The 13,022-nt window shown below is 49.1% G+C and carries 16 protein-coding genes (1 of these 16 cut by a window edge); 5 read left to right on the top strand and 11 right to left on the bottom strand.

Annotated features, from left to right (window positions below):
- Positions 1-22: 22 nt before the first annotated feature.
- From sufB to sufC, 5 genes are all read right to left on the bottom strand, one after another.
- Positions 23-1,447: a Fe-S cluster assembly protein SufB gene (gene sufB, locus NYR52_RS02440; RefSeq protein WP_022738545.1), complete on the bottom strand. Its 1,425-nt coding sequence runs from the start codon at positions 1,445-1,447 to the stop codon at positions 23-25.
- A gap of 106 nt (positions 1,448-1,553) precedes the next feature.
- Positions 1,554-1,982, bottom strand: coding sequence for a Fe-S cluster assembly sulfur transfer protein SufU (gene sufU / locus NYR52_RS02435; protein WP_022738544.1), 429 nt, complete (start codon positions 1,980-1,982; stop codon positions 1,554-1,556).
- Complete coding sequence (locus NYR52_RS02430; protein WP_022738542.1) at positions 1,969-3,189, bottom strand: cysteine desulfurase; 1,221 nt, start codon at positions 3,187-3,189, stop codon at positions 1,969-1,971. Before NYR52_RS02430 ends, sufU begins: the two co-directional genes overlap by 14 nt.
- On the bottom strand, positions 3,186-4,493 hold the full coding sequence (sufD, locus tag NYR52_RS02425; RefSeq protein WP_022738541.1) for a Fe-S cluster assembly protein SufD: 1,308 nt from the start codon (positions 4,491-4,493) through the stop codon (positions 3,186-3,188). The genes NYR52_RS02430 and sufD overlap by 4 nt, the downstream gene beginning before the upstream one ends.
- 15 nt (positions 4,494-4,508) lie before the next feature.
- Positions 4,509-5,297: a Fe-S cluster assembly ATPase SufC gene (gene sufC / locus NYR52_RS02420; protein ID WP_029072113.1), complete on the bottom strand. Its 789-nt coding sequence runs from the start codon at positions 5,295-5,297 to the stop codon at positions 4,509-4,511.
- A gap of 354 nt (positions 5,298-5,651) precedes the next feature.
- On the opposite strand from sufC, the gene NYR52_RS02415 reads away from it, so the two are divergent.
- Positions 5,652-5,852, top strand: coding sequence for a hypothetical protein (locus NYR52_RS02415; protein ID WP_054095688.1), 201 nt, complete (start codon positions 5,652-5,654; stop codon positions 5,850-5,852).
- A 93-nt stretch (positions 5,853-5,945) separates the two neighbouring features.
- Here the strand turns inward: NYR52_RS02415 and NYR52_RS02410 are convergent, their stop codons facing one another.
- Positions 5,946-6,773: a CPBP family intramembrane glutamic endopeptidase gene (locus NYR52_RS02410; protein WP_132219521.1), complete on the bottom strand. Its 828-nt coding sequence runs from the start codon at positions 6,771-6,773 to the stop codon at positions 5,946-5,948.
- A 336-nt stretch (positions 6,774-7,109) separates the two neighbouring features.
- Between NYR52_RS02410 and NYR52_RS02405 the strand changes: the two genes are divergently transcribed.
- Positions 7,110-7,661: a hypothetical protein gene (locus NYR52_RS02405; protein ID WP_132219520.1), complete on the top strand. Its 552-nt coding sequence runs from the start codon at positions 7,110-7,112 to the stop codon at positions 7,659-7,661.
- Between the two features lie 145 nt (positions 7,662-7,806).
- Here NYR52_RS02405 and NYR52_RS02400 read toward each other — a convergent pair whose 3' ends face one another.
- From NYR52_RS02400 to NYR52_RS02390, 3 genes are all read right to left on the bottom strand, one after another.
- Entirely contained in the window at positions 7,807-8,283 is a 477-nt protein-coding gene (locus NYR52_RS02400) for a CBS domain-containing protein (RefSeq protein WP_022738535.1), read from the bottom strand.
- Between the two features lie 401 nt (positions 8,284-8,684).
- The gene (locus tag NYR52_RS02395) at positions 8,685-9,035 is read right to left on the bottom strand and encodes a carboxymuconolactone decarboxylase family protein (protein ID WP_022738532.1); all 351 of its coding nucleotides are present in this window, start codon (positions 9,033-9,035) and stop codon (positions 8,685-8,687) included.
- Positions 9,036-9,157: 122 nt separating this feature from the next.
- Positions 9,158-10,147, bottom strand: a complete 990-nt coding sequence (locus NYR52_RS02390) for an NAD(P)H-quinone oxidoreductase (protein ID WP_132219519.1) — start codon at positions 10,145-10,147, stop codon at positions 9,158-9,160.
- Between the two features lie 112 nt (positions 10,148-10,259).
- Here NYR52_RS02390 and NYR52_RS02385 point away from each other — a divergent pair, with 112 nt between their 5' ends.
- Positions 10,260-10,541, top strand: a complete 282-nt coding sequence (locus tag NYR52_RS02385; protein ID WP_022738529.1) for a hypothetical protein — start codon at positions 10,260-10,262, stop codon at positions 10,539-10,541.
- A 58-nt stretch (positions 10,542-10,599) separates the two neighbouring features.
- On the opposite strand, the gene NYR52_RS02380 is transcribed toward NYR52_RS02385, so the two are convergent.
- Together NYR52_RS02380 and NYR52_RS02375 are read right to left on the bottom strand one after the other, a co-directional pair.
- Positions 10,600-11,184, bottom strand: a complete 585-nt coding sequence (locus NYR52_RS02380) for a DUF1802 family protein (protein ID WP_259436201.1) — start codon at positions 11,182-11,184, stop codon at positions 10,600-10,602.
- Between the two features lie 15 nt (positions 11,185-11,199).
- Complete coding sequence (locus NYR52_RS02375; protein WP_259436200.1) at positions 11,200-11,895, bottom strand: hypothetical protein; 696 nt, start codon at positions 11,893-11,895, stop codon at positions 11,200-11,202.
- 220 nt (positions 11,896-12,115) lie between these two features.
- On the opposite strand from NYR52_RS02375, the gene NYR52_RS02370 reads away from it, so the two are divergent.
- Positions 12,116-12,961 carry an EamA family transporter gene (locus NYR52_RS02370; protein WP_259436199.1) on the top strand — a complete coding sequence of 282 codons (846 nt, stop codon included), beginning with the start codon at positions 12,116-12,118 and terminating at the stop codon, positions 12,959-12,961.
- 12 nt (positions 12,962-12,973) lie between these two features.
- A protein-coding gene (locus NYR52_RS02365) for a TlpA family protein disulfide reductase (protein WP_132219515.1) crosses the window boundary here: on the top strand, positions 12,974-13,022 show its start. It continues 377 nt past the right edge of the window; only the first 49 of its 426 coding nucleotides appear in the window; it begins with the start codon at positions 12,974-12,976; the stop codon falls past the right edge of the window.

Here is a 13,022-nt window from a genome sequence, read left to right as displayed (position 1 = left end):
GAGTTGCATAACTCATTTGCGATTAACCGATAGAGCCTTCCATCTCAAATTTGATCAGGCGGTTCATCTCCACAGCGTACTCCATGGGCAATTCTTTGGTAAACGGTTCGATGAAGCCCATGATAATCATCTGCGTCGCTTCGTTTTCTGACAACCCGCGGCTCATCAGGTAGAAGAGCTGCTCTTCGCTCACTTTGGACACGGTCGCTTCGTGTTCAAGCGTAACATTGTCCGCTTTGATCTCGTTGTACGGAATCGTGTCCGATGTGGATTGGTCATCCAAGATCAGCGTATCGCATTTCACATTGGCTTTGGAGCCTTCCGCGTTTTTGCCAAATGCCGTCAAACCGCGGTAAGTCACTTTACCGCCCTGTTTGCTGATCGACTTAGAAATGATCGTGGATGTGCAGTTTGGAGCCAAGGCGACCACTTTCGCACCTGCATCTTGGTGCTGCCCTTTTCCGGCCACAGCGATGGACAGAATGTCAGCTTTGGCACCTTCCCCTTTCATGATGACAGCGGGATATTTCATGGTCAATTTCGAACCGATGTTGCCATCGACCCATTCCATATGGGCGCCTGCATGAGCCACCGCCCGCTTGGTTACCAGGTTGTAAATGTTGGGAGCCCAGTTTTGGATGGTGGTGTAACGGCAACGCGCGTTATCTTTTACCACGATCTCCACTACTGCGCTGTGCAGGGAGTCCGTGCTGTAGATCGGCGCCGTACAACCTTCCACATAATGCACAAACGCACCCTCATCCACGATGATCAGTGTCCGCTCAAACTGCCCCATGTTCTCCGAGTTGATACGGAAGTAAGCTTGTAGCGGCACTTCGCAACGTACTCCTTTGGGGACATAAATAAAGCTTCCACCGCTCCACACCGCACTGTTCAATGCGGCAAACTTGTTGTCCGTAATCGGAACAACCGTACCGAAGTACTCTTTCAACAGCTCTGGGTACTCGCGCAAAGCGGTATCCGTGTCGCAGAAGATAACCCCTTGCTCTTCCAACTCTTTTTGCATGTTGTGATATACAACCTCAGACTCGTATTGCGCAGACACCCCAGCCAAAAACTTCTGTTCCGCCTCGGGAATGCCCAGCTTGTCGAAGGTTTGTTTGATCTCATCCGGCACTTCGTCCCAGGAACGTCCTTGCCGCTCGGATGGTTTAACGTAGTAGGTGATGTCATCGAAATCCAGTTCATCAAGGTTTCCCGGCAACAGGGAGAACCATTTGCTGTTGGTTGATTCCGGCATGGGCATTTTGTAGAATTGCTCCAATGCCTTCAAACGGAATTCCAGCATCCATTCGGGTTCGCCTTTCATGCGGGAGATCTCCTCCACTACTTCGCGGCTCAGCCCTTTTTTGGACCGGAAAACCGAGACGTCCTTATCACGAAAACCGTACCTGTATTCCGATATCTCGGGAATGTTTTGTGCCACGGCCTTCTCCTCCTCTTCGTTTATCCATATGCCATCAGGAGCCGGGGCCCTTTTGTGCTGAACCAGTCGTCCTGCGCACAAGGGCGATCCCGTTCCTTCCATCAGGTCAATGCTTTTCTTTCAAACCTTTCTCCAATGCCTTCCAGGCCAAAGTCGCACATTTGATCCGCGCGGGGAATTTGGCCACTCCTGTCAATGCCTCAATATCCTCAAGTGGAAACTGTTCCATGTCAACTTCTTCCCCTTGCATGAGGCGTGAAAAAAGGTCAACCAGCTCCAACCCTTTCTCCGGTGACAATCCGATCACCGCTTCCGTCATCATCGAAGCGGAAGCCAGGCTGATGGAGCATCCTTCTCCCAAAAACTTCGCATCTTGGATCACACCGTCTTCCACGCGCATTTGCAACGAGATGCTGTCACCGCAAGTGGGGTTGTTCAGATCAACAGTGACCGCCCCATCTTCGATCCGTCCCCGGTTGCGCGGGCGTTGGTAATGATCCATTATCACCCGGCGATACAGATCATCTAATGACATGTCCAAAGTACTCCTTTGTTTTTTGTAAACCTTTTACCAACAGGTCAATATCGGCTTCATCGTTGTATAGATAAAAACTCGCCCGGGCGGTGGCCGTCACTTGCAATTGGCGCATGAGCGGCTGGCAACAATGATGCCCAGCCCGCACGGCGATGCCCTCCGCATCGAGCACCGTCGCTACATCATGGGGATGAACGTCGCCCAAATTGAAAGTGACCACACCCATCCGTCCTTCACGCGGACCATAGATGGTCAACCCTTCAATCTGGCTTAAGCGGTCCACTGCATAGCTGGCCAACTTCCGGTCGTGCTCTTCGATCTTATCAAGTCCGATCGCTTCCAAATAATCGATGGCTGCGCCCAAACCGATGGCGCCGGCGATAATCGGCGTTCCCCCTTCAAACTTCCAAGGCAACTCTTTCCACGTGGCATCATACAGATCCACATAATCGATCATTTCGCCACCAAATTCGATCGGTTCCATCTGCTCCAGCAACTCTTCCTTGCCGTACAGCACCCCGATTCCGGTCGGCCCACACATCTTGTGGCCAGAGAAAGCGAAGAAGTCCACATCCAACTCCCGCACATCCACTTTCAAATGGGGAGCGCTTTGCGCGCCGTCGATCACGATGACGCCGCCTTGGGCATGAACGAGCTGGGCAATTTCTTTGATCGGATGTACCGTTCCCAGCACATTGGACACATGTTGCATCGCGACGATCTTGGTTTGGGGTGTGATCATCTCTTTCACTTTCCCCATCTCCAGTGTACCATCCGCTGCAAGCGGAAAATATTTCAGCGTCGCGCCAGTCGCCTTGGCTACTTGTTGCCAGGGAATCAGGTTGCTGTGATGCTCAGCCGGGGTCAAAATGATTTCATCCCCAGCTTGCAAGCGTGGTTTGGCGTAGCTTGCAGCTACCAAGTTGAGCGCCGTGGTGGTGCCACGCGTGAAAACTATTTCCTTCACGGAGCGAGCATTCACAAAGCGGCGCACTTTTTCGCGCGCCCCTTCATACGCGTCCGTCGCTTTGGAGCCAAGGGTGTGAACACCCCGATGCACATTGGAATTGTATCCGCGATAATACTCTTCCAACGCTTGAATCACTTGCAAGGGCTTTTGCGAGGTCGCGGCACTGTCCAAGTATACGAGCGGGTGCCCATTCACCTCTTGCCGCAATATCGGGAAATCCCGTTTCAGGCCGTTCATGATTGGAGCTTCCTTTCAATCAGGCGATGGATGCTGGCTTGCAGGCTTTCAGAAGGAATTTGGGAAACCACCGCATCCAGGAACCCGCGGATGATCAACTTTTCAGCTTCGCGGCGGCTGATTCCGCGGGACATCAAATAATAAAGTTGGGTCGGATCGATCCGCCCTACACTCGCAGCGTGCCCTGCAGTCACATCGTTCTCATCGATCAAGAGAATCGGGTTAGCGTCCCCCCGGGCATCTGGGCTCAACATCAATACCTTGCCTGACTGTTGGCCGTCAGACTTACTCGCCCCTTTTTCAATCTTGGTGATACTGTTCAAAATGCTGGTAGCCGAATCTTTCATCACCGAACGCGCATTGATGTCGCTGGCCGTGTGACGACCCCAATGATGAATGGACGAAGTAACGTTGGCTCTCATCTCATCCGTGCCCAACACGACGGTTTTCACATTTACCGTGCCACCTTCGCCCTTTAAGTGTGTGGTGTTATCAGAAATGACGCGACCTTCACTCAAGTCGGCTACAATCCATTCCAGTTGGCCGTCACGGCTAACAAGGGAACGACGGTAAATGACATCGACAGTCTCTTTGCCAAGGCTACTCACCGTCGCCACGCGCACACGTGCCCCGTCGCTGACGAACACTTCGATCGCACTATTGTTAAACGCCGCTTCATCACCGGGACGAGCGATGAAATTGGCTACAAAGTCGATGCGGCTGTTGGCTTCCGCCACAATGATGATATGAGGCATCATCGCCGCTTTCTCACCGGCGAGCCAGAACAACCCTTGAATCGGCACCTTCACTTCCACATTGCGCGGCACATAGAGGAAGACGCCACCGCTGTTTAAAGCCGCGTGAAGCGCCGACAGGCGATGTTCATCCCGTTTGATGCCGTCAGTCATGAAAAACTTCTTCACCAACGCTTCGTTTTCCCGCGCCGCACTAGCCAAATCAGTGAACAACACACCTTGTTCAGCCAAGTCATCGCCTAAGCGGCGGAAAATAACGCTTCCGTTTTTCTGAACCATGACATGGGCTTGCTCATTGTCAAAGATGAACTCCTGCACATCTTCGGGCAACTCAGTAAGCGAACCGATCGCCGCTTCTTCAGTGAATGGCGTAAAGTTGGTGAAATTCCAACGGTCGATATTGGTACGCTCCAGTTTTGGTAAAGGCAAATTGGGGATATCTTTCAAAGCTTCCAGGCGGGCATTGAGCATCCAAGCCGGTTCTTGCGTTTTGGCGGCAATTCCTTTCACAACGCTCTCATCAAAAAGCACGCAGGTTTCTACACTCATCTTATGCACCACCCCTTACGCCTTTTGACCGACGGTCTCGTCTTCAATGCCCAGTTCTTCTTTGACCCAATCGTAGCCTTCTGCTTCCAAACGCTCCGCCAATTCCGGTCCACCCGATTTCACGATGCGCCCTTGCATGAATACATGCACATAATCTGGCTTGATGTAGTTCAGCAAACGTTGGTAGTGGGTGATCATCAACACACCCAACTCATCGCTCAACATCGAGTTTACCCCTTTGGCTACCACTTTGAGCGCGTCGATATCCAAACCGGAGTCGATTTCGTCCATAATGGCAATGCGGGGTTGCAGCATCATCATTTGCAAAATTTCATTCCGTTTCTTTTCCCCACCGGAAAAACCTTCGTTCAGGTACCGGGTCGCGAACTTCTCATCCATTTCGAGCAGTTCCATCTTCTTATCCAGCTCACGGATGAATTTCATCAGGGAAATCTCATTACCTTCGCCGCGTTTAGCGTTGATCGAGCTACGCAAAAAGTCGGAGTTGGTCACCCCGCTCACTTCTGCCGGGTACTGCATCGCCAGAAACAGGCCTGCACGGGCGCGCTCATCCACTTCCATCTCCAGCAGGTTTTCTCCGTCCAAAGTTACTTCCCCTTGCGTCACCTCATAACGCGGATGGCCCATTAACGCAGATGCCAGCGTACTTTTACCGGTTCCGTTCGGACCCATGATAGCATGCACTTCGCCACCTTTGACCTCGAGGTTCACCCCTTTCAAAATCTCTTTCCCATCAACGGAAGCGTGCAAGTTCTTTATCGTCAGTTTTGGTGCTTTCGACATCTTCATTCCTCCATCGTTCATTCGTTATATATCTCCTGCCGGTTGGTGCGGGATTATTTTCTGGAGATATGATTTGCGGACCCATGGATGGTAAAATAAAGTGGAATAAAAACCATGGGTGTGTTATGCCAGAACCACCTTCTACCACCCACTGACTAAATTAGAGTGATTATCATGTGATTCTCATTTTATTTTACTTCACACATATCCCTATAGCAAGCGAAGTTTCACACGTTCCGCGGAAATCCTTGATATTAGGATATCTTCCCCTCTCGCGCTTCACTCTCCAGCCGAGGAATTTGTTATATTCGCAATCGTCCGTATCCGTTTGCTGTCCAAGAAAGGAGTTTTTTCATGAAACCAATCCGTTGCCTCGCATGCTATGAAAAACGGCCGGGCGGCCGATGCGATTTCTGTCCGTTGCACAAGAAAAACAAGTCGTCGTATCGCCACATCGGTGAAGGCTGGTACGTTCCTCTCCCGCAAACAAACTCCTTCGAAATACCTGCCCCAGGCACCGCCAAATCCACCTCCAGCAAAAAGGAAAAGCCATGAACCTGGGATAACCATGGCAATTGCGGGGAGGTTTTTTCGCGGTTCTTACGTATCGACACTAACACATTTGTCAAAAAAAAGAAAACCGCAGCTTTATGATGGCACTGCGGTTTGTGTATTTCGTTCTCTCCAGATGAGCCATGAAGTAGCCACCAGCAAAACGATCGTACAAGCAGCACTCCCTTCCGGGCCAAATGCACCGCCCGACAAAAAAAGCCCGCCTTGCGACCTGATTTGCAAAAACGACTGCATTTCCAACCCCGACACCTTAAATCCGTATACGGGCCCTTGGAAAAAATTCCACGTGAAGTGAAAGCCGATAGGCGCCCACAATCCGCCTGACACATCCCGATAGACGCTAAACAGCACGCCCACCAAAATGAGATTAAAGATGGGAAACCCGTGACTCCAAACCCCGGGGTTGAACCCGTGAAGCAGTGCGAAGACCAGCGCCGAAACACCCCATGCCACCCACTTGTTAAACCGATGACGAAGCAAGCCTTGTACATACCCACGGGACATCAATTCTTCCGATAATCCCACCAACAGGAACAAAATCAGCGTTTGCCATGCGCTCTGCAATACCGGAGGGGTAAATCTCACTTCAATGATCCGGGCTCCCCCAAACACAAAGATCATCAGCACTACTATGCTGATCAGCGCCATACCAAACCCGGCCCCTTCGGCAAATCGCACCCATCCATCTCGTTGCCGCAAGCCGAGCTCCCATCCCCGACGCCGTTCAAACAATCCATACATGGAGAAAACCGCCAGGATGAGAGCGACATCCTGTCCGGCGAGGCTAAAGTTCGCATTGCTGGTGTTCAGCATAAACGGCATAGAGAAAACAGTTGCCAAACCCATCAACAGCAACAACTTCCCTGTAAATTCCAATATTTTTACTATAACCGACTCCCTCACTCTCCTAATTTTAGGGAAAACAGGAATTTTCCCGTTGCATACGGAAATATATGATGAGACATTTACAAACCACAATTTAGACCGCTCGCATTTTACATTATATTACGAAAATAGATAAACCTTACTGAAAAAAATATCTAAGAATTGTTCAAATATCAGGCGAAATTAAGCTGATATTCACTTGCTTAAAACACATTTTTAAGGCAGAATATTCTATAGAAGGCGCGATTTGAACGCCTTTCATCTTTTTTATCATTTTATTCTGTCTTCATTCGTTTTTTTAATTTTTACCACTTGTTCGTCTGATGCAGAAGTGCACTTGTAGGAGGAATAGTTATGGAAAAAAACAATATGCTATTGTCGAGAGGCCATCTTTCCATTTTGAAATCTATTGCTTCACCGGTTGATTTTTTAAGCAAAAAAACCTCTTCAGCAGCGTTGAATGCCGACCCCTACAAGAAGTCTGAACGATCCTTTTTTTATGAAAACAAGGCACGTGAAAATAAACCTTCTTTTCGCGTCCCACTCGATCCAAAGGATCAAGACAGATACCGCAACAGCTTCCTAAAAAAACGCATGCTCCACATTTGGAAAAAACAGCGCCCCTTGGTACACGCCGCAGCGAAACTACCGGAAACGCTTGAAATCACCATTCTGAAAAGTGCTTACCGCGAGTTGGAACCCATCCTGATGTCTTGTTATAAAGAGGACTTTTCTTTTCCATTCATCCCCTTCTCCTTCTTTGGGTGGCTACAATACGTCAAATTGACTGCGCAAATTACTGAACGGCAACAAGAAGCTGCACTTTGGCAAGAATTGAGCCAGTTTTTCCAGCAGTGCCATCAGCATCAACTGTTGGATGACCTGTTTGTGGAAGTGAAAAACTGAACAAATGCATGGCACTTATTATTTTTTATGTTTATTCTTTTTTATTTTCTTTATGTAGAAAAACATGCAGCAGATTAGAGAAAACCGCCCAATCACATTGGAGCGGTTTTCCTTTACCCCATCTTCTCTCCTGGTCTTTCAGGCGTTAAATTTGATCTGCCACTGTATTCATATATTCTTCTTTGAAATATTCAATCACTTGTTCCATCATGACTTTTCTGGTCAAAATCCCCACAAACATCCCTTTTATATCAATGATGGGAATATATGATCGATTGATCAACACCTCAAAGGCGAATGAAAAAATCGAGTTGGCCAGAATGCCAGAATGGTTTTTGTTCATCGCTTCCTGCACTTTGTACTTGCTAAGTTGGCTGAAGTCAATTTCGTTTCCTTGGCTGATTTTAAACATGAAATCAAGTATTTCTGTTTTGCTGATCAGACCCTCTACTTGACCCACCTTATTGATCACAGGAACCGAATTCGTCCCCTTGCGTGTCAATACTAGAAGCGCCCTTTCCAGTGACCAATCCGGATCAACGACTACCACTTGCTCTTTCGGAATGATGAAAGGGGTAATCTTGCGTTCAAACAAATAGCCGGCTTGATCTCGTTTTAGCATGTGCTCAAACTCCCTTACTCTCGGTAATCAAACGCAAACTACCATAGAGTAGCTCAACACGGAACGCCCCGGGCTTCTCTTGTTAATTCATTCTCCCGGAAGCCCTTATTCCCCAATATGGCTAAACTTAAACCGATTTGGAGCCATTTTTGCGTATGCGCAATTCCTTTCCCATCGTACTCTGGACTTTCCCCCTTGTCAACAAGCATTTCTCTATTTTAAAAAAGTTAATAATCCTACCATAACATCAATTGACTTTCTCGAATTGTTGTTGTTTTTTTAAATTTTATAAACCTCCCCTGTTAATTGTAGAAGTGAAACAAAACTTTTTTCTTGATAACATATTTTCATCTAAATAAAAATGATCGATCCGGTTCCATACCGAAACCGGATCGATCCACTCATTTTCCTTTCAATTCATCAAGCGCCTCAAGCAGAACCGTCACCGCTTGGGACATCGCCATGCCGCCCCCAAACGCGGCACTCACTCCAGCTGCTTCCAACACTTCTTGTTCGCTCGCCCCATTGTCCACCGCACCTTTGGTGTGATAAACGATGCAGTATTCGTCATTGGAGAACACGCCCAGTGCTAAGGCGATGAGGTGTTTCTCCTTCAGGGACAAGGCGCCTTCACTGAAGCAAGCCCCAGTAAACTGATTATAAGCGTGCGCCACTTCAGGAAGATGCTTCGCCAACCGGCCAAGTCCTTCCTTGTATTCAAGTAGCGCTTGTTCAATTCCTCGCTCCACCATGCTCGCCACCTCCTGATCCAAGATGACCCTGATGAAACCGCAGGGTGTCCACCCTAGTTTCTCTCTTTCCGGAAAAAAATGCAAACAGGAGGCCACTGCTTGGAGCAAGAGAAAAAACCAAATCAATCTTCTATTCGCAACACAATCTTGCCTTTGTTCTTATTCTGTTCCATATAGCGGTGGGCTTCTTGCACTTCTGACAACGGATAGACGGTATCAATGACCGGCTTTAATTCTCCGCTGACCAACCGGGGAAGCGCGAACGAAGCGAAATCACGGTTAAGTGCTTCTTTATACGCCAATGAACGGGAGCGCAGAGTCGTGCCGGTAATTGTCAAGCGCTTGCGCAAAATTGCGCCGATGGAAGCTTGGTCCAGCTTGGTACCACCCAGCGCGCTGATGAAGACCAAGCGGCCATCCATCTTCAGCACACTCAGGTTTTGTTGCCAATAAGGGGCACCCACAAAATCCAATACCACGTCAACGCCCTGGCCATCGGTAGCTTCTAACACCTTGTCGGAAAAATTCCCTTCGCGGTAATTGAATGCATGTTTGGCTCCCAAACGTAAGCAGAAATCCCGCTTTTCCTCCGAACCGACAGTGACCAACGCTTCGGCCCCAGTCGCCCGCGCCAACTGGATCGCAGCTGTACCCACCCCGCTGGCGCCAGCGTGAATCAACACCTTTTCCCCTTTTTGCAGACGCCCGATCCAAAATAAGCACTGATATGCGGTTAAAAACACTTCGGGAATGGCGGCCGCTTCTTCAAAAGATAACGACTCCGGAATTGGGAGCGCCAGCACACCAGGCAATACGGCATATTCCGCATACCCCCCGCCCGATAGCAGTCCAAACACCCTGTCTCCTACCGCCCATCTGTCCTGGCATGCTTCCCCCACTTCCTCCACAATCCCGGCCAACTCCAACCCCAAGATGGGACTCGCCCCAGGAGGCGGCGGATATGCGCCTTCCCGTTGGGCGATATCGGCGCGGTTCACGGCGGTCGCTTTCACACGAACGAGTAATTCATCTTCTTTGCATATGGGTTTGGCGATTTCTTTAATCTCTAATTGCTCCGCCCCGCCCTTTTCTTTGATCACGACTGCTTTCATGGATTGAACCCCTCCTAATTGGCAAGTTAACCGAAATCAAGTGCAGAATTTCAATTTAATCTGTTATAATACCCTTTAGTACCATTATAAAGAAAGAAGAAAGGGAGTTAGAATGGATCAACAAAAAAAACACCTCATCGGCATTATACTTAAAATGGTCAAAGATATTTATCATAAGACAAGTCAGTTGGAAACCTTATTTCAATCAAACAGCATACATATCTTAGCTCGTGATTTTGACCCATTCAACGAGCTGTTGGAAACATTGAATCTGCCTGAGGACAAAAACACCCTTTTCCTAGAGCTGGTTCAGTTGTATTTGGAAAACCAAATGACATTGGAAGAACTATTGCTTGAATTTGAAAATCAAGTAAACTCCTTACAAAACGCCTAAAAAACGGACTCCGCCAATCTGGAGTCCGTTTTCATGTAGTTGCCAACAAAAGAAAAGCTTAAACCAATGCGGCTTTGATCGCTTTCACTTCGCTTTCAAACGCCTCATCCGACAAAACGGGAACTCCTTTCAATCCGTGTAGCTCTTCCGGCAATTGATGCCACGATTTGCAACCAAAATACGCGTCGCGAACTGGAATGACAAAGGGCTGTTCCAGTTTGTACACTCGCAACAGCAACACATGCAGCGGGTGTTTCTTCTTCCACTTTAACCGCTCCGTCGCAAACCGGTCATTCCAGATATGATAGGGGGACAAGCGCAGTAACACTTCTTCATCGCGCACTTCGATATCCTCATGCAATACGGCGAAATATTTGATGGTCACCATTTGTTGCCCATCCGTCCACTCCTTGCGGGTTTCTGCGATTCCTCCCTGATATTCGGGCTTCAACAGCTCTTCTTTTTGATGTTCATATGCCGGAAACAAATAAAACCGATCACTTTGGACGGTAAAATGGCGAGTCTCCTCGGCAATGCCCCCTTTGCGCAAGACCAGAATTTGCTTGCCTGAACCCAATGCTTCAACAGCTACCGCCCAATCTTTCAAACCGACCGTGGTCTCTGCGATGATCCCCGCCGCCATGTTCCGCCCCCTTTCTCATTCTCCATCGCGATATCGTACCGCTTCAATCAAACGGTTCATAGCCGCCTCGCCATTTCCTTCCCGATGTAACCGCTCTGCTTGCTCCACGCCGGCTTCATCGACGGAAGTAGCGTACGGAATCATGCTTTTCGCTTTTTCATATGCGCGATCCCAATCTCCCTCCATCGCATAGAACAAAGCCCACTGATGCAACGCATAACACAAGCCGGGGCCAACCAAAGCCTTTGCATCTCTGAGCTCCATCTCCCGAAAGGCTTGCTCCTCACGCGCGCAAAGCGCAGCGATACCCGACAGCGCTTCGTCTTTTCTGCCCGCTTGGTATTGGTAATAAGTCAAATACACTTCCAGATGAACCCTGCTCATCATATATCCCATCGATTCCGGGTATTCAGCCAACGCCGTGGCCATATGTTCAGCCGCCTGCGAGTAGCGTTCGTTTTCAGCATCGATTTCAGCCATCTCTACCAAACTCCGCACATAAGCGAAGTGATGGTTGGCATTCTCCTTCGGACCTTCCTGAGCAATCGATTCAAACAAGCGGTAAGCCACATTTACTGCCCCGACCCGCAGACAGGTGACCCCGATTAACAGGCGGTTGTTCGGATGTTCCGCATCCCTAAACGTTTCTTTCGGTAGCCGCTGGCCGACAAAATCGTATGCTTCTTGCAACAATCCATCTATTGATTGCACAATCTTTCCCCCCACTCTCTTTTATTTTTTAGCATGCCTGTCCACCCTAGGTGTTGTCAACTCCCGCCCGGTGCGCAAATATTTGCCGCCCCCAAATATAAGAATAAGAAAGAGTCTCCTACTGGTAGACGTGATTATTGAGTCACGTTATCATGGAATCGTTGTCGCAAGCAACCGCATTATCATTGGCACGAACCGACACAGAAAGGATTATCGCTCCATGTGGTTCATACTTGCACTGTTCAGTTCACTCACCTTCGGCTTGGCGGGTTTTATGATGAAAATCAGTTCCCACCATAAAGGATCCAACAATTATCTGCTGCTCGGCTTATATGTCAGCGGGGCGATGGGCTTTTTGTGGTGGATGTTGCATACGGAGGCAACGTTATTCACTTGGCCCGTGCTGTTATTCGGATTAGTGATCGGCATCGGTTCCGCCGCGGGCAATCTGTTGTTCATGAAAGCACTAGAAGTGGGACCCGCTAGTTTGACCGCTCCTTTGACGAACAGCAACATCTTGCTCACCGTCATTATGTCGATCTTGTTCTATCAGGAAACCATCTCTTGGACTGAGATGATCGGTGTGATTCTGCTGGTGGCTGCAATTTCTCTGTTGCCGATTGACCCCAACGAAAACTTACGAATCCGCAATATCTCATGGTATGGATTGGTGTTAACAGCAACGCTCCTCTTTTTCTTGCGCAATGGCGGTCTCAAAATCACGGAAGAGCTTCACCTGCCAGGCGCCACCATCTTATTCGTCAGCTATGTGGTGGGAATCGCTTGGTTTGGCATCAGCATCCTGCGCGACCGCCCCGAGCCACCACGAACCCGGGCAATCGGCTGGTGGTGGGGTCTTGGCGCAGGCGTGTTCTCGTTCGCTGGATTGCAAATCTATTCCATCGCTTTGTCAAAAGGGCCGGCAAGTATCATCGCTCCCATTTTCGCCACCAACAGTTTGGTTGTCGCACTGCTGTCGATCTTGATATACCGCGAGCGCTTATCATGGATGCAACGCCTTTGCTTGCTCTTGTTGTTTGCTGGGTTGATCTTGATTCGGATGTGAGGGGGAGTTTCTATGGACAAGCCACTGGCTCCTTCGTTCGCCCTGGTTGATCTAGAAGGGA

The organism is Laceyella sacchari (genome assembly GCF_024927925.1).
Taxonomy (GTDB): Bacteria; Bacillota; Bacilli; order Thermoactinomycetales; family Thermoactinomycetaceae; genus Laceyella; species Laceyella sacchari.
The sequence above is the reverse complement of the archived record's forward strand: the minus strand, read 5'-3'. Positions and strand labels throughout refer to the sequence as shown.